Annotated in this window: 15 protein-coding genes and 1 tRNA gene; 6 read left to right on the plus strand and 10 right to left on the minus strand. The window is 34.7% G+C overall.

What is annotated here, in order from left to right; translation table 11 throughout:
• Positions 1–172: 172 nt before the first annotated feature.
• Positions 173–712 (minus strand): C40 family peptidase, encoded by a 540-nt coding sequence (locus tag B5X62_RS00510; protein ID WP_079665441.1) that lies wholly within the window; start codon positions 710–712, stop codon positions 173–175.
• Between the two features lie 121 nt (positions 713–833).
• Between B5X62_RS00510 and B5X62_RS00515 the strand changes: the two genes are divergently transcribed.
• Positions 834–1403: a toxin-antitoxin system YwqK family antitoxin gene (locus B5X62_RS00515; RefSeq protein WP_079665442.1), complete on the plus strand. Its 570-nt coding sequence runs from the start codon at positions 834–836 to the stop codon at positions 1401–1403.
• A gap of 72 nt (positions 1404–1475) precedes the next feature.
• Positions 1476–1549, plus strand: a tRNA-Ala gene (locus B5X62_RS00520).
• Between the two features lie 57 nt (positions 1550–1606).
• Here B5X62_RS00520 and B5X62_RS00525 read toward each other — a convergent pair.
• Positions 1607–6166 carry a T9SS type B sorting domain-containing protein gene (locus B5X62_RS00525; RefSeq protein ID WP_144038259.1) on the minus strand — a complete coding sequence of 1520 codons (4560 nt, stop codon included), beginning with the start codon at positions 6164–6166 and terminating at the stop codon, positions 1607–1609.
• Between the two features lie 101 nt (positions 6167–6267).
• Positions 6268–6594 (minus strand): hypothetical protein, encoded by a 327-nt coding sequence (locus B5X62_RS00530; protein WP_079665444.1) that lies wholly within the window; start codon positions 6592–6594, stop codon positions 6268–6270.
• 64 nt (positions 6595–6658) lie between these two features.
• Between B5X62_RS00530 and B5X62_RS00535 the strand changes: the two genes are divergently transcribed.
• Positions 6659–7462 carry an alpha/beta hydrolase gene (locus B5X62_RS00535; RefSeq protein ID WP_079665925.1) on the plus strand — a complete coding sequence of 268 codons (804 nt, stop codon included), beginning with the start codon at positions 6659–6661 and terminating at the stop codon, positions 7460–7462.
• Between the two features lie 131 nt (positions 7463–7593).
• Here B5X62_RS00535 and B5X62_RS00540 read toward each other — a convergent pair whose 3' ends face one another.
• From B5X62_RS00540 to amaB, 3 genes are all read right to left on the minus strand, one after another.
• Positions 7594–7821 (minus strand): DUF2007 domain-containing protein, encoded by a 228-nt coding sequence (locus B5X62_RS00540; protein ID WP_079665445.1) that lies wholly within the window; start codon positions 7819–7821, stop codon positions 7594–7596.
• A gap of 83 nt (positions 7822–7904) precedes the next feature.
• Entirely contained in the window at positions 7905–9221 is a 1317-nt protein-coding gene (gene lat, locus B5X62_RS00545; RefSeq protein ID WP_079665446.1) for an L-lysine 6-transaminase, read from the minus strand.
• Positions 9222–9274: 53 nt separating this feature from the next.
• Positions 9275–10822 (minus strand): L-piperidine-6-carboxylate dehydrogenase, encoded by a 1548-nt coding sequence (amaB, locus tag B5X62_RS00550; RefSeq protein WP_079665447.1) that lies wholly within the window; start codon positions 10820–10822, stop codon positions 9275–9277.
• Positions 10823–11042: 220 nt separating this feature from the next.
• Between amaB and B5X62_RS15550 the strand changes: the two genes are divergently transcribed.
• Positions 11043–11195: a hypothetical protein gene (locus tag B5X62_RS15550; RefSeq protein ID WP_185116701.1), complete on the plus strand. Its 153-nt coding sequence runs from the start codon at positions 11043–11045 to the stop codon at positions 11193–11195.
• Between the two features lie 16 nt (positions 11196–11211).
• Here B5X62_RS15550 and B5X62_RS00555 read toward each other — a convergent pair whose 3' ends face one another.
• The gene (locus B5X62_RS00555) at positions 11212–11634 is read right to left on the minus strand and encodes a DoxX family protein (protein WP_079665448.1); all 423 of its coding nucleotides are present in this window, start codon (positions 11632–11634) and stop codon (positions 11212–11214) included.
• Positions 11635–11678: 44 nt separating this feature from the next.
• Entirely contained in the window at positions 11679–12554 is an 876-nt protein-coding gene (gene era / locus B5X62_RS00560; RefSeq protein WP_079665449.1) for a GTPase Era, read from the minus strand.
• A gap of 139 nt (positions 12555–12693) precedes the next feature.
• Here era and B5X62_RS00565 point away from each other — a divergent pair, with 139 nt between their 5' ends.
• Complete coding sequence (locus B5X62_RS00565; protein ID WP_079665450.1) at positions 12694–13698, plus strand: DHH family phosphoesterase; 1005 nt, start codon at positions 12694–12696, stop codon at positions 13696–13698.
• 115 nt (positions 13699–13813) lie between these two features.
• Entirely contained in the window at positions 13814–14479 is a 666-nt protein-coding gene (locus B5X62_RS00570) for a DUF2461 domain-containing protein (RefSeq protein WP_079665451.1), read from the plus strand.
• A 2-nt stretch (positions 14480–14481) separates the two neighbouring features.
• Here B5X62_RS00570 and B5X62_RS00575 read toward each other — a convergent pair whose 3' ends face one another.
• Together B5X62_RS00575 and gcvP are read right to left on the minus strand one after the other, a co-directional pair.
• Positions 14482–15144, minus strand: a complete 663-nt coding sequence (locus tag B5X62_RS00575; protein WP_079665452.1) for a hypothetical protein — start codon at positions 15142–15144, stop codon at positions 14482–14484.
• 105 nt (positions 15145–15249) lie between these two features.
• Positions 15250–18108 carry an aminomethyl-transferring glycine dehydrogenase gene (gene gcvP / locus B5X62_RS00580; protein ID WP_079665453.1) on the minus strand — a complete coding sequence of 953 codons (2859 nt, stop codon included), beginning with the start codon at positions 18106–18108 and terminating at the stop codon, positions 15250–15252.
• Between the last annotated feature and the right edge of the window lie 4 nt (positions 18109–18112).

Genomic DNA, 18112 nt, shown 5'->3' on the forward strand with positions numbered 1-18112 from the left:
GGCGTGCCCCTATGTTTTTGCCAACAGCAAATGCAATCGCCAAAAAACAAGCGGGTCGGTCTACGCACAGTCGCTTTTCTTGTGCTAGCTTCGGCTTCGCTCAGCCACCACAAGAAAGAGCTCCGACAATGTGCTTCGCCCTCACGCTAAGATAATCGCAAAAATAGTAAATTTAAAGTACGCTACGCGCAAAAAGAAAAGCTTTATTCCAATAAGCTTCATTAAGGGACGAAATTATCACACCTTTACTTGTAGAAGCATGAATAAACTTAATTTCGCCACTGTTTTCGATATTATTGACAATCCCAACATGCGAAACATTTCTGCCACCTGCGGTTGCAAAAAACAGCAAATCTCCAGGTTTAACTTCCTCCACACGAATCGAAGATCCAGTGTCAGCTTGGTCAGAAGAACGACGTGGTAATTTGTAACTATTATCTTCAAAAACTTTAGTTACAAGTCCAGAACAATCGAAACCAGTTTTGGTATTACCGCCATATTTATAAGGCACTCCAAGATATTGTTGTGCATCTTTAACAACATCATTACGGTCACCAGAGACTTTAGAAGTATTGTTAGAGGTATATTTTTTTAGATTAACATTAGACTTGGAAGAAGCAGACGATTTGTATTTGGATCGACTTACATTTTTCGAAGTCGAACAAGAATACAAAGTCACAGAAGCAATAAAAATATAGACTAACCTTTTCATTAAAAATCTTTTACACATCCCAAATATAACGAAAAAAGCTTATGTTTAGTTTGTTGAGCCCACTTTTTTATGTTAATCTTGTGAAAAATTCGACGTTAATTTAAATTTACATTTAAGCATTATGCAATTCAAAAAAATTACACCAATATTAATTATATTTTTAATTATTTCTTGTCAAAGTAAAAAAGTAGTAATTAATGAAGATAATAGAATTAAAACTGGACATCTGAAAAATAATCTAAAACAAGGAAAATGGAAAATCTATAAAGACAAGCATCTATTGGCAGTAGGAAAATTTTCAGATAATAAAATGACTGGTATTTGGAAACATTATCATGCAAATGGAAAACTTCATCAGATTGGAGAATTTAAAGATGATAAACAAAATGGTGTTTGGAAATTTTATTATGATACAGGAGAATTTATGGGAACTGGAGCTTTGGAAAATGATAAAATGATTGGATTATGGAAATGGTATCATAAAAATGCTAGTCTCTATACCGAGAGATTATATGAAAATGGAAAACTAATGAATATACAATCATGTTTTGACAAAAATAATTTACCACAAAATTGTGGCGAAATAATAAAAGGTAATGGCTATTTATTAAATCATGATTTGTATAACGAAACTGATAAAGTAGAAAAACACGAGTACAAAGAGGGTTTATTTATAAAAGCCATTCAGTAAAATTGAACTGGAAATCGTTCAGCTGTATATTAATCAAAAATTGCTTACTTTAGCGTCCAATATTTTCAACTTGGGGGATTGGCGCAGTTGGCTAGCGCGTTTGACTGGCAGTCAAAAGGTCACGGGTTCGAATCCCGTATTCTCCACAAAAAAATCCCTAAACATTTTAGTTTAGGGATTTTTATTTAAGGTTTAATAATTCACTATTCGCTATGTTTTACCATTATCCAACCTTTCAATTCGTTACCATCGGGTAATTTCATAATGAACCAATAGGTTGTTGACGGCACAGGTCTACCATTGGTGCGGCCATCCCAGATTAAGGTATCAGTACTAGATTTCTCAAAAACAATTTTATTAAATCTATCAAATATCTGGACAGTAGTTGGTTTTCCTTCGTAAAAATCTAAGTCTGTAACTTTCCAAACATCGTTAACGCCATCACCATTCGGAGTAATTACATTGCTAATACTTAGGATATAAGCTTCCTTAGGTGTCGATGTACAACCATTTTCTACACCATTATCTGCATATCTAACGACAAAACTTCTGACGCCTTTTGGTACATTAAAGAAAACATTACTTGCTTGCCAAGATCCCAAACCATCATAACTATATTCAATAGGACGATTTGGACTTTTAGAAATGGTGTTAATCATTACTCTATCGCTTTCCACGATGATGCTCGTTATTTGTGGCACATCGAACTGTCTCAAGACAACTGGTGCTGCTGTGTAAGAACATGCGTTATCCGCCGTTATTGTTACTGTATACTCTCCTGGAATGTTAGTCGTATAAATAGTTTTCCCTGCATAAGCTCCAGTTTCTACAAAGGCATTTGGTCCTTTTATAGTATAAGAAACAGGTTTCAAGCCTAAGCTAATAATGTTGGAAGGATCAATATTAATATCAACTTTTTGTGAAATTTCACAAAAGTCAATAAGATTAGTTTCCATTGTAAATTCAGGAACGAGCTTAGGATGTAGACTAATTATGCCTTTTCTAGGACATGCTGTTCCTGGGAAAATAATTTTTACGTAAACTTCTGTTAAGGCGCCTGCATCGAATTGCGTTTCGTTGGTTATTTGTCCCGAACCGGCGATTAAGTCCGCATCACTTCTGTAGAACTTTAGTTCTGTGGCACCAGCAATTCTCGGATCAGATTTTATTTGCGTTAAATCCACCGTTTCGTTAGCACAAAAATCGCCAATGTTGAAATTTAGAACTGATATATCTCCAAAATCAAAAGTCAACTTCATAATAGCATTACAATCTCCTCCAGCAGATGCTTTGATCCATACAAAATTCTGAGACACTGGATCGGGATGAAAATTCTTTTCTTCTTGGCTTGTTAAGTCAGTGCCTCCGGAACTTAATTGAAAACTGTAATCTGCACCAAGTGTATTTTCGTAATCATTTAAGAAACTACTTCCTGGTACACTACTATCTATTTTTGCATTAACCCAAGCACGAAGATCAAAGGTGTATTTACCATCCAAATTGTCATCACAAATGATTATTGGAGGTTCTGGTTGATTAGTAAATTTGATATCCGCTGGATTAATAACCTTAATCGTGAAGACTTCTATAGATTTGCAACCTGTTTTCGACTCAAAACGCACCCAAATTTGCTTTCTACTTTCTGTTACAGGAATGGAATAGTTATCTGGATTAGGGATTCTATTTTTATCATTTTTAGCATCAACTTCATCTACATAAAAATAGACATTATCAACTAAGCTTGAATACTCAGGATTAGATGGATCATAAATTCTAGAGATAATGTCATTAAGATTAAAAATTGCACTTTGTCCAACAATATTACATCTTAACAAAAAACGATTTGATCTTAGTTTTATCGGCGTATTTGTTATGTTAACATTAATAATAATCTTAGCCATTGCGGTACAAGTTGATCCTGTCTGGCTAAATCTTATATAGATGATTTGTTGTCCAGATGAAACAGTCTCAAAATTTTCAAGCTCTGCAGCTGGTATTGGGTTTGTAAAAGAACCATTTGCTGGATTGTAATTTCTATAATATTGTTTTATCAAACTTGGATCAGAAGCAAACTCTGTTTCGTATTTTTTTAGATTAACATATATCTTACCATCCGCGTCATCATCACAAGTAATATTAAGTGTGACCTCATTTTTTAGAAGTTCTATGCCTTTTAGCACAAATTTATACTCAATCAAATCTGATATACAGCTAGGATTATAGCCTGAGGTTATTCTAACATAGACAGATTTGCTAGGTGTTGTGGCATCCAAGTCCAAAGTTGTTATTTCTGTAGTGCCACCTGGGTCGAGATAAAACTTAACCTCTGGTTTTGGATTTTGTGATTGCATACCCGCAAGAATCCTATTTATATAATCTGACAATTTAATCGTGATCAATTGATTGTTAGGACTACAAACTTGGAAAGGTGCTGCATTGCTCAAGACTTGGAAGTTCTCTACATTATAAACAAACTGCTTGATAACATAGCAATGATTAGCATTAGGTGTCGGATCTACTCCAAGACTGTATTTAACAAAATAAGTTTTTATTTTGTCTGTTGACAATAATACCTCATGGGGTAATGACGACTCTAGAATTGGTATTGCCAATGAGTCAGTAGCATCTTTCAATGTTCTGTAAAAATATCGATAAATCCCTGCTCCAGCTGTTGGTTTCGTAATCTGTACAAAGCTATTAAAATCTGTTCCTGGATCTATCGTACGGTCAACTGTTGATTTACAAAGATAGAGGTTGACATCTTCCACATCAAATACTTCTGGATCATCAGGTTTTGCATCTTTATCTGCGTCATCAACATTAATAATAATTTTACTAAATTCTACTCTTACTGTAATTTCTGTTGACGAGGAACATTCGTTCTTACATAGAGTAGGATCAACTGTACTAGGCGTTACACGGACACCAAGAGTATAAGTATAGTCCTTACTTGGCAACGGTGACCCTTCGTCGATATAGTTCATTGCATTTTTGCCATCAGCTGCTAATTCTTTAGTTGGATGTACTGTGATAATAGCATCAGGATCATTGCTAAAAACAATACCATTCTTTTTAAAATACTTCTGCCAGTCAAAATCTGTTTCTTTCAGCGGTGGATTTTTCCCTGGTATAACAATATCGCAAAGGTTAATATTAATAGGATTAGGTACTGGTAAAAGTGGTGCACCAGTTGTTATATTAATCGTAATAGGTCCATAAATAATCTCCCCGCACGAAGTCGTCGCATATACATAGATTTTGGAAGCTGCTGTAAGATTAGCTGTTGTCACAAATGGACCACTTGTATTATCAATTTTATATTTAATGCTTGTAGGTTTGAAGCTTGCGTCAAAAAGTTGACATCTCAATTTACTAAGTGTAATACCAACCAAATTATCACTACATATATCAACAACATTGGCAAGCAAGACATTATTAACATCTTCAATTTTAAAAGCAATAACTGTAAAACAAGTAGTAGGATTACTTTTGTTTTCAACCCTTACATAGTAGATTTTATTATTTTGCAATGCTAGTGCAGGATCAATAGGGGCAGTGGCTCCTGATTGCGCAAGCGGCCTTGTATCATAAAATTTAAAATTAAAATTAGAGACCGATCTAGGTCCATAAGGATTACTTGGCGTTGTTGGACTAAGTATTTTACTATAATAATTACTTTGATAATAGACTCCAGTTGAGCCACTACAAATGATATCAGTCACATCTGTTGCAATCGGAAAATCACCAGAAAAAAAATAATTAATCTCTTTTTCAGCTTTGATCACATCACCATTGGCTAATGTATATACAGCAATCGCTTTATACTGCTCGACATCTAGTTTGGGACATACATTAATCCTTAACTTATTATTATAAGCTGCCGCCATCCTAACGCCATTGTTATACCATTGGATTTCTCTAGTCATATTCGGACCATTTGGAGAAAAATGCCAGCCTTCATTACTAGCTGACCAAATACCAGTATTTCTTGTAGCTGGCGCAACGCCATCGCCCGTATTATCGCTAACACCAATTACCGACGACTTTCTTCTAGCCGAGTTATCAGGCAAAGGTTTATCTTTAACATAAACATAGATATCACCAGTCAGCTCTTCTAATACAATTTGTGAAGTTGTGTATTGATTAGTACCAACAATTCTAGCTCTATAAAAATTAACCACAAGTTTTCTACAAGGATAAGCACCTTCAACTTTTATAGAAATTGTACTTTCTCCTTTCACAAATTCTACATCTTGATAGACACCAAAAACTGACAATGTTGGTACCATTGTAGTGGGAATTGTCTGACCACCAAAATCACTAGAACTGAAATCGCCTTCTGCAATATCACTTCTAAAGCTAATAAATCCGTTACTACTTATAATAAACGAATCATACTTTTTTCCGTAAAATGAAAACTCAAAACTTTTTGAACTAAAAAAACTCGGGTTATTAAAACTAATCCTTTTAAGATAGTCTTCATCTCTAACCGGCTCAACAGGATATATATCGAGCTGTGTCCCGTCATTATAATCGCCGTAAGGCGTGTACGGCGTGGAAGATACAGCATAACTATCAGTACTTGCTAAAGTAGGAAAGCTTGCTATTAGGTCTATACAATTAGTCCCACTCAGATAGCCACAATCTACCTTCACATTGCCTTCACCATTTTTCTGATCTACAAGACTTGGGCAGACTTGGGCATACATGAGGCATTGTATACCAAAAATGGTATAAATTAAAAAGCTGTAAAAATTTCTCACCTTGTTGTATTTTTAACAAATTTAAGAAATATTAATAAATCAATTCTCGCTTTTAGTATTAATATAAACAGTCACTTTTTTTTCAAAAAATGATTATACAGTTATTTGTTTAATTTTCTTGGCATTAGACTTACGACAATCAAGATTACAATTTGCATAACAATCACAAACATAGCGAAAACTTGCTTTTCAAAAGTGTGTGCTGCAACTTCTCTTCTTAAAGCTCTGCCAGCATCTATTTGGTTTATTAAAACAGTTTTTTCACACTTATCAATATCTGTTCGTTCATTAATTTCCCATTTTTGTTGTGCGGCATACTGATCATTTTTATTCGATGGAATGTCCAAAGATCCCATTTGGTTAACTACAAACCAACCTGAGATAATAATTGTTATCAAACAAAAAATAATAGCAATCCATTTTTTCATAACAGAAATTTTTAATTATATTATGAATTTGACTAAATTTACAAATCTTTTTATAAAAATTCTCATGAAAATTAATTTTTCCATATTATCGCTTTTGTTTTGTTTTTTTATCAGTTTTAATAACATTAAAGCACAAACTGGTGATGCAATACCTCAACATGATAGCTTGCGAATCAATTCAAAAATCCTTAACGAAAGTCGTCGCATCAACGTTTGGATTCCTGAAGAGTATCGCAATTCAACTAAAGCACTTCCTGTACTTTATATGCCCGATGGTGGTCTTAAAGAAGATTTTCCACATATCGCAAATACACTATCTAAACTTATTTCTGATAAAAAAGTTCCTGCATATATATTAGTTGGGATAGAAAACACGCAACGTCGACGAGATTTGACACCTCCTACGCAAGTGAAATCGGATATGAAAATCGCATCTATTGTTGGTGGTGCCGAAAATTTTCAGAAATTTATTAATGATGAATTATTTTCTGTTATCAATAAAAAATATCCAACGACAAGCTACAAAGCCATTATTGGAGAATCTGCTGCCGGACTTTTTATTGTTGAAACTTTAATGAAAAAGCCTGACATGTTTGATGCTTATATTGCCATTGATCCGTCGATATGGTGGAATAACCAATCTTTAACCAAGAATACTCCTGAATTTTTAAAAAATATAAAAACCTCTAAAAAGCTTTGGATGGCTAGTTCTTCGGATACTTTGAAAGAAGTTAATAAACTCGATAAACAAATAAAATCTGCCAATCAAACACTGCTAAAATATTTCTATAATGAGCAACCGAAAGAACAACATAATACAATCTATCGTGCTGTTAAAGAAGATGCTATGATCTGGGCATTGAATTAAAGAATTATATTTTAGAAACAAAAAAAAACTTCCCAATCCGAGGAAGTTTTTTTATTTAAAAATTAATCAAAAAAAATCGAGACCCATAAAGGACCTCGATTTCTGTAAAACGTAAAATTTAAAATATGAAATTATTTTTGGTTCTCTTGTAAATAAGCATCAATTATTTCGAAAGCTTTGGGTTCTTCTCTCAGATCCACTTTCAACATCATATTGGTTGCAGTTGGTGTACTCATAAAAGACAAATAACTGTTATCAACCTCACTCTCTATACCAGCAGCTTCTAGTTTGGATTTTATTAGCTGTATCTCCTGCTGATTACTACTTTCGAATACCGACACTTTTGTTATAACATTCATAAAATGTAATTTTTATTCAACTTCATTTAATTTTCTGTTCTTAAAATTACAAAATTAGAGACAAAACAACAAATATTTTACAATTATTTTTTTGTTAAAATTTTCTCAATTTTATCTAAAACAATTTGTAACTCCTCTACTTTAACGTTAAGATGCGGTCTAAAGCGCAAAGATTGATCGCCACAAGTTAAGATAATTACACCTTCATCATAAAGTTTTGACTGTAACCAACTTCTCGTTTCACCATCTTTAAGATCGAATGCACACATTAATCCTTTACCTCTTGCTGCAAAAACGTCTTCTGGGAATTTTTGTTCCAAAGCTTTAAGGCCATTTAATAAATAATCTCCAGCTTTCTTAGAATACTCGATCAAATTTTCTTGCTCAATAACTTCCAAAACCAATTGGAAACGTAGCATATCAATAAAGTTACCGCCAAAAGTTGAATTAATACGGGAGCTTTCTGTAAAAACATTGTGCTCTACCATATTCATTTTGTCCTTATTAGCAAGGATTCCGCAAACTTGCGTTTTCTTCCCGAACGTGATAATATCTGGATTGATGCTAGATTGTTGGAAAGCCCACATTGTCCCCGTCATTCCGATACCAGTTTGCACTTCATCAAAAATTAAAAGAATGTCATTATCATCACAGATTCTTCTTAATTCAATAAAGAACTCATCACGGAAATGGTTGTCGCCGCCTTCCGCTTGGATTGGTTCAATAATGATACAAGCCACTTTATCAGGATTTGTTAAAATCGCTTCTTCAATATTTAACAATGCTAAACTTTCGTTTCTCATTGTCTCCTCCATGCCTTCGTCAGTTATCGGATAATTGATTTTCGGATTGATTATTCTTGGCCACTCAAACTTCGGGAAATATTGATATTTACGTGGATCCGACGTATTTGTCAAACATAACGTATAACCACTTCTACCGTGAAAAGCTTGTTTGAAATGGATTGCAATACTTCCTTCTGTCTTAATATCTTTTTGCCAGTTACGTCTCGTTTTCCAGTCAAAAGCCGCTTTAAGGGCATTTTCAACAGCCAAAGCGCCACCTTCGATGAAGAAACAATATTCTAACTCTTTCGGAATGGCAACACGCTCAAAAACCTCCATAAAGTCAGCATATTCTTGCAAATACACGTCACTAAGTGTTGGTTTGTAAACAGCCATTTTTCCCAACCATTCTGCTCTTTGCAAAACATAAGGATGGTTGTATCCGATAGACGCCGAAGCAAACATCGAAAACATATCGAGATACTCTTTTCCTGTCAAACGGTCAACAATCCAAGAGCCATGAGATTTTTCGTAATCCATTACAAAATCGAAGCCGTCAGCCAAAATATGCCTTCCCAAAACTTCTTTCACTTCGTTAGCTGTAATTGTACTCATATTAATTTTTGTATTTTGATTTGGTAATATTTTTAAGTTTAGGTGTGGTGTTTTTACAAGTCGAATTTAATGCCTTGCGCTAATGGAAGACCTGTAGAATAGTTGATGGTATTCGTTTGGCGTCTCATATAATACTTCCAAGCGTCAGAACCACTTTCGCGTCCGCCACCAGTTTCTTTTTCGCCACCGAAAGCACCACCGATTTCTGCTCCAGAAGTTCCGATATTAACGTTTGCAATACCACAGTCAGATCCCGCTTGTGACAAGAATAATTCGGACTCACGAAGACTTTGCGTCATAATCGCAGAACTCAATCCTTGCGGAACATCATTTTGAAGTGCAATCGCTTCTTCTAAAGTTTTGTATTTAATTAAATAAAGAATCGGCGCAAAAGTCTCATGCTGAACGATTTTATAAGAATTTTGAACCTCAGCAATACAAGGTTTCACATAACAACCACTTTCATAGTCCGCTCCTTCTAATACGCCACCTTCAACAACAAAGTTGCCGCCTTCAGCTTTACATTTTTCAATCGATTCTAAATATTGATTAACCGCATGCTTGTCAATAAGTGGTCCAACGTGATTATGTTGATCCAATGGATTTCCGATTTTTAATTGTCCATAAGCTTTTACCAATCTGTCTTTAACCGCATCATAAACATCTTCGTGAATAATCAAACGACGTGTCGATGTACAACGTTGTCCAGCGGTACCAACAGCACCAAATACAGCACCAATAATGCTCATATCCAAATCAGCTTTATCCGAAATGATAATTGCGTTATTTCCCCCTAGTTCTAAAATGCTTTTTCCGAAACGCGCCGCAACATTTTTGTTAACTTCACGACCAACTCTCGTCGAACCTGTGAAAGAAATAAGCGCCACTTTTTTATCATTTACCATTTTGTCCCCGATAACGTGATCCGCAACTAAAAGGTTAGAAATACCTTCTGGTAAATTATTTTCTTTGATAACTTCTGCAATAATATTTTGACAAGCAATTGCACACAAAGGTGTCTTCTCAGACGGTTTCCAAATACAAACATTACCAGCAATCCATGCTAGTGTTACATTCCAGCTCCAAACGGCTACTGGAAAATTAAAAGCTGAGATAACACCAACAATTCCTAATGGATGATATTGCTCGTACATACGATGACCAGGTCTTTCTGAGTGCATCGTAAAACCATGAAGTTGTCTCGAAAGTCCTACTGCAAAGTCGCAGATGTCAATCATCTCTTGTACTTCGCCCAAACCTTCTTGTAAAGATTTACCCATTTCGTAAGAAACAAGTTTTCCTAAATCGTCTTTGTAATGTCTTAGTTTTTCTCCAAATTGACGAACAATCTCGCCTCTTTTAGGAGCAGGAATCATTCTAAATTCTAAAAATGCCTTCTCTGCTTTTTCGATAACTTTATTATAATCTGCTTCAGAACTTGTTGTGATACTCGCAATCTCTTGACCATCTGTCGGCGATTGACTTTTAATAACTTCTCCTGTTGCAAAAAAATCAACACCTGTAGAACTTCCTAAGTTAGTAGCATTGATTCCTAAATTTTCCAATGATTTCTGAATTGAAAATTGGTCTCTTGTATTCATTATATATTTTGATTTGTCTGATGCTAAAGATAGACAATAATTTTCAAATCCTAACAAATATCATGTTTGGAAAGACTGAAATTAAATTTAAAAATGTTCAAAAACTCAATAATGATGGGATTAAACCTAAACTAACAAGCGTTTGTTAAATTATTTATAATAAATCTAAATAATATTGTTTAAATGAAAATCATCTTATAAATTTGCAGAAATTAATGTGATGGAAAACGAGAACAAAAATTCTAAACTAAAACTTTGGTTCAAAAGAGTTGGTATTGGTGGTTTGATATTTTTTACAGCGAAAGGTCTCGTTTGGCTAGCCGTTTTCTATTATGGCGCCGATGCTGTTTTTGGAAGTTGTGCCCAAAAATAAAAAATTCGTTACCTGATTAGTAACGAATTTCTTTTTTTGTAAATAATTCATCTATTGAGAACTTGCCTGGTCCTATGAGAAGGATGACAAGAAACATAACCAAATAAAGTACCGCCATTTCTTTAACAGCGTACGGATCGGCACCATGTGCCACAAAGATTGCAACTAGCATTGTAACTATTAATATAAGACTAGCAGCTCTTGTTAAAAGCCCCAGAATTAGCAAAACAGAACATATAACTTCTGCAAATACTACTAGCACCAAAGTTATGATTGGACCAAGTCCCAAAAAATCCATAAACTGAATGTCAGCATTAGACATCAGTTTTTCTAATTTTGGATAACCATGCGACAACATCGAAGCTCCTGCAAAAACACGCAAAATTAATGCTGCTATATTTATTAAGCTTGGATTATTTTCGGAAGAAATCAGTTTCATTAGTATGTGTTTAGTTCAAATCTACAAAATAAGTTTCAAAAAGCCTATCTATAACCGAAATTTTTGAGATCGCGTTCGTTTTTGCGCCAATCTTTTTTAACTTTTACAAAAAGATTAAGATGGATTTTTTTACCGAAAAACTTCTCCAAATCAACACGTGCTTCTGTCCCAACTTTCTTTATTGCATCACCTTTGTGACCAATGATAATACCTTTTTGAGAATCACGCTCAACATAGATTATTGAATCGATCAAGATAACACCTTCTTTTTCTTTAAAAATCTCAGTCACCACTTCCACAGAATATGGAATTTCTTTATCGTAGTTCAAAAGGATTTTTTCACGGATACATTCATTAACGAAAAAACGCTCCGATTTATCTGTAAATTGATCTTTATAGTAATACGGTGGATTTTCTGGTAAAAGCGATTTTAATTTAGGAAGAATATATTCCGTATTATAAGCTTTAAGCGCTGACACTGGCAAAATCTCCGCTTTCGGGATTTTATTATGCCAATATTCTACTTTTGCTTCCAATTCGGCTTGGTTACTAAGGTCAACTTTATTTAACAATAATAAAACAGGAACCGGAATTTTATTTAATTTATCAATCAAAAATTCTGATGGTTCTTCTTTATCCATCGCATCTACAATGAAAAGGAAAACATCGGCATCTTGAAGACTTTCTTTTACAAAATCCATCATCTTCTCCTGAAGCCCATATTTAGGATCAAGAACACCTGGCGTGTCCGAGAAAACGATTTGCAAATCGTCTTCATTATAAATTCCGAAAATTCTATGTCTGGTGGTTTGCGCCTTTTGCGTTACAATCGCCAACTTCTCTCCCATCAATTGATTAAGAAGTGTAGATTTACCAGCATTTGGCTTACCAACTATATTTACAAAACCTGCTCTATGCATTTATTTAATTCTTTAAAGATTTGCAAAGTTAAGGATATTAAAATGTAAATTCTAATTTTAAATTCTAAACCAATCTGACTTCTGACATCCCATCAAATTTCCTTACATTTGAGCCTTCAAAAAAATAGAATTTTAAAACATGTTTAGTCCTCAAGAACTTTCTGAAATCACAAAACTATTAACACCAGACCACAACATCGTTATCACGACGCATCATAATCCTGACGGCGACGCGGTGGGTTCTAGCCTTGGACTTTATCATTTTTTAAAAACTAAAGGTATCGAAGCAACGGTTCTTACACCCAACGATTTTCCAAAATTCCTAAAATGGATGCCCGACGCAAAGAAAATTGTTATCAGCGAGTATAAGCGAAAAATAGCTGGAGAAGCTCTGTACAACGCAGATGTTGTATTTTGTCTTGATTATAATGCTACTGCGCGAGCTGGCGTTATTGGAGAATGGGTAAGAAAATCACACGCTAAAAAAATCCTTATCGATCATCATCAAATGCCAGAGAATTTTGATTATGTATATTCTGATACTAGCGTCCCTGCAACTTGCCAGATGGTTTATCATTTCATCGAAGCTTTAGGAGAAGAAAATGCCGTTAATCAAGATATCGCGGAATGTCTTTACACAGGAATTATGACAGACACTGGCGGTTTTAGATTCCGATCTACAAGTGCTACGACACACCGAATTGTTGCCAACCTCATCGAAAAAGGTGCAGATCCTGCAAAAATTACGAGTAACACTTGGGACAACAATACCATTTCGAGGCTTAATCTTTTGTCTCTAGTTTTGGGACGCATCGAAGTTGTAAAAGATGGCAAAGTTGCAATACTTTGGCTAAAACGCGAAGAGTTAAAATCTCTAGGTTTCGAAAAAGGCGATACAGAAGGTTTCGTTAATTATGGTTTAAGCATCGCTGGAACCAAAATGGCGGCTTTCTTTATGGAAGATTTGTATGAAGATTTTATTAAAATTTCGTTCCGTTCTAAAGATGATGTTGACACCAATCAGTTTGCTAGAAAGTATTTTAATGGTGGTGGTCACATTAACGCATCAGGCGGCAAGTATCTCAAAAATATTGAAGACACAATCGAAGATTTTAAAAACATAATAGAAAAAGAGGATTTTTAGTCCTCTTTTTTATTGCCTAGTTTTAAAAAAAAATTCAATAACGAAATGCTGTAAAAAATTCGATAAAAAGTCAATCTAATTTTTAAAACATTTAATTTTATAAAAAATATTAAAGATGGAAAACCAGATTAAAACCACGACTTTAAATTTTCTTTCAAAGCTTGAAATCAATAACAACCGCGATTGGTTTAATGAAAATAAAAATTTGTACGTTGAAGCGCAACAGAATTTCATTACAGTTGTTGATGATATTATTCAAGGGATTTCAAATTTTGACAGTAGCGTTCAAAAATTGGAAGCTAAAAGTTGTGTTTTCAGAATATACAAAGACACGCGATTTTCGAAAGATAAAACACCTTACAAAACCAATATGGGCGCTTCTTTAGCAGAAAAAGGAACTAAAACGCTGAGTCACGCTGGTTATTATATCCATCTACAACCTGGTCAATCTTTTTTAGCTGGCGGCGTTTACATGACCGAAACGGCTAATCTTAAATTACTTAGACAAAAAATAAGTGGCGAATCCGAGGAATTTTTGAATATTTTAAATAACAAAAGCTTTAAGAAAAATCTAGAACTTCGTGGTGATCGATTGGTTAAGGCTCCACAAGGATTTGACAAAGAAGATCCGATGGCGGATTATCTTAAATACAAGCAGTTCACGGTTTTTCATCAATTGACGGATGAAGAAGTTTTAGATAAAAATTTTGTTGGGAAAGCTGTTAAGATTTTTAAAGAAATTTATCCATTTAATCAGTTTTTGAATGAGGCTTTGGCTTAAAATTAAACTTCATTTTCCTCTTCCATATTTTCCCAATATTTAGGATTTGAAAGGATAAAACTAATAATATCGCCGACAACTTTCATTACCAAAATATAACCAGACAACATTGCGAACAACGGAATATAAAACTTAAAAAACGGTATTGCAATAAGATCTGAAGCGCTTGCATTAGAATATGTTAAGCGTTTTTTGTTGTTTTGATAATACAAAATTCCGTTTGCGATTGCCCAAAATGAAGACAATAAATCGGACCATTGAAAAACAAACTCCCCTTCATTTTTCCAAAGATTAAATGCATAAAAAATGGCTAACATGAAAACACTGACAAAGCATCCCATTATTAAAAAAATTGCAGCAAAAATCGAATCTCCCGTTTCGTCTTTGTCGATGTAAGATCCAAATTCTTTTCTGTTCTTGTCAGTTTTCTTACGGGTTCTGTTGAGTCTGTATTTCTTTTTGAGATACTTAATCGGTGTATTTCGGATTAAAAAATAATGCGCAACAATCAAACAAAAAGTTTGGATAATCTGAATAACAACAAGATTGTACAGAAACTCAATATTACTTCCATAACGAAAAACGACGAAAAGATTCAATAGTAAAATGCTCCAAAATAGTGGATCTTTTAGGAGCTTATCAAGTGAAAAATTTCGTTTTAGCATTTATTACAATAATTGATTTTAAAGATAATATTTAATCATAAAAAAACAGCAGCAAAACTAAATTTGCTGCTGTTAATATCTAAATTTTTCGTTGAGAAAAATTAATTACATATAAGCTTCGATTGGCTCACAAGTACAAACTAAATTTCTGTCTCCGTAAGCTTCATCAATTCTAGAAACTGTTGCGAAGAATTTGTGATCGCGTACCCAATCTAATGGATAAGCTGCTTTTTCTCTTCCGTAAGGTTTGTCCCAAGCGTCAGAAATAATCACTTGCTCTGTGTGAGGCGCATTTTTCAACACGTTATTTTCTTTATCAGCTTCACCATTTGCAATCTCGTCAATCTCTTGTTTAATAGAGATTAAAGCTTCGGCAAATCTGTCAATTTCCGACTTAGATTCAGATTCTGTTGGTTCGATCATCAAAGTTCCAGCAACTGGGAAACTCACTGTTGGCGCGTGGAATCCGTAATCCATCAATCGTTTTGCAACATCTGCCACTTCAATTCCTAAAGCTTTGAACTGACGGAAATCTACGATACACTCATGCGCTACTCTTCCGTGCTCATTTGAATATAAAATTGGGAAGTGATCTGCAAGAATTTCTTTAAGATAATTAGCGTTAAGAATCGCGTGTTCAGTCGCTTTCATAAGCCCTGAAGTTCCTAACAATTTGATGTAAGCATACGAAATGTTTAGGATTAAACCTGATCCGTAAGGTGCTGCAGAAATTGCGTCAATAGCCTCTTTACCACCAGTTTGGATGTTCGCATTGCTTGGCAAGAATCGTACTAAATGCTCAGCAACACAGATTGGACCAACACCAGGACCACCACCACCGTGAGGAATAGCGAAAGTCTTGTGCAAGTTAAGGTGGCAAACGTCAGCACCAATATTACCTGGACTTGTGTAGCCAACTTGCGCATTCATGTTTGCACCATCCATATAGACTTGTCCACCGTGTTGGTGAATAAGATCTGTAATTTCTTTTACGTTTTTATCAAAGAAACCATAAGTCGATGGATACGTAATCATAATCGCAGAAAGGTTTTCTGAATGTTGCTCTACTTTAGCTTTTAGATCTTCGAAATCGATTTCTCCGTTTTCTAAATTTTTAACAACAACGATTTTCATTCCTGCCATTGCAGCCGATGCTGGGTTAGTACCGTGTGCAGATTGAGGGATAACCACAACATTTCTGTGAAGTTCACCTCTAGATTTATGATATTCGCGAATTACCATTAATCCTGCATATTCACCTTGCGCACCAGAGTTTGGTTGAAGAGAAGTTCCTGCAAAACCTGTAATTTCTGCTAAATCTTTTTCTAATTCTTTAATTAATTTTTGATAACCTCCAGCTTGCTCTCTTGGTACAAATGGATGAACACTTCCCCATTCTCCCCAAGATAAAGGAATCATTTGCGTCGCTGCATTTAACTTCATTGTACAAGAACCTAAAGAAATCATCGAATGCGTCAATGATAAATCTTTACGCTCTAGACGCTTAATGTAACGCATCAATTCTGTCTCTGTATGATATTTATTGAAAACCTCTTCTTTAAGGATTTCATCATTTCTAAGCATATCAGCAGGAATCGTGATTTCCTCTTTTAATTCTAATTGGTAAGCTTGTTTACCTTTAAAACTAGCAAAAGCTTCTACCAATTTTTGAAGTTTATCAATTGTAGAAGTTTCGTTGATTGAAATACTGATGAAACCTTGTGTAAAGTAGTTAAGGTTAATTTTTTGATCAAGCATTAACATCTTTAAAGATGCTTTCTCTTCCTCATGAATTCTAAATTTAACCGTATCAAATACTGGTTCAGCAACAACATCATAACCTAAAACTTTAAGCGCATCGCGAAGAGCATTTGCTTTGTAATGAATTTGATTTGCGATAAAATCTAAACCTTTTGGACCATGATACACAGCGTACATACCAGCCATAACCGCTAGCAATACTTGTGCTGTACAAATGTTAGATGTTGCTTTTTCTCTTTTAATATGTTGCTCTCTCGTTTGTAAAGCCATACGAAGCGCACGTCTTCCGTACATATCTTGAGAAACCCCAATAATACGTCCAGGAATATCTCTTTTATAATCTTCTTTACAAGCAAAGAAAGCGGCGTGTGGACCACCATAACCCATCGGAATTCCGAAACGTTGTGTCGTACCAACCGCACAATCTGCGCCCATAGAAGCAGGAGATTTTAGTTTCACCAAAGCCATTGGATCACAAGCAACAACCACTTGAAGATCTAAGTTTTTGTATTCAGCAATTTTTTCTGTGTAATCGATAACAACTCCATTTTTTCCTGGATATTGTAAAAGCACACCGTAATAAGAGTCGTTAAGTTGGTGCTCTTCAAAATTACCAACGATAAGCTCAATTTCTAAACCTTCTGCTTTAGTTTTAAGAACCGAGATCGTTTGTGGTAACACCAAATCCGAAACAAAAAACTTGTTAGCATTGGCTTTCTTTTGATCTTTAGTTCTGTTGTTATAGAACATGTGCATCGCTTCAGCAGCGGCAGTTGACTCATCCAATAATGATGCATTTGCCAATTGGAACCCTGTTAAATCGCAAACAACCGTTTGGAAATTAAGCAAAGCTTCTAGACGTCCTTGTGCGATCTCAGCTTGGTATGGCGTGTAAGCTGTGTACCAAGACGGATTTTCCAAAATGTTTCTTTGGATAGCCGATGGCAAAATTGTATTAAAATATCCAAATCCAATGTAATTGTCAAACATTGTATTTTGAGATGCCAAATCTTTAGAATGCAATAACATTTCGTACTCCGAAAGTGGCGCCGAAATATCAAGGTCTTTTTCTAGTCTAATAGCATCTGGAATGGTTTGCGAAATAAGTTGTTCTACAGAATCAACGCCTATTCTTTTTAACATTGCCGCTTTATCAGCGTCGTTCAGGCTTATGTGACGGTTCACAAACTGCTGTGTATTCATTTAT

Origin of the sequence: Soonwooa buanensis (genome assembly GCF_900167905.1) — a bacterium.
GTDB classification, from domain to species: domain Bacteria; phylum Bacteroidota; class Bacteroidia; order Flavobacteriales; family Weeksellaceae; genus Soonwooa; species Soonwooa buanensis.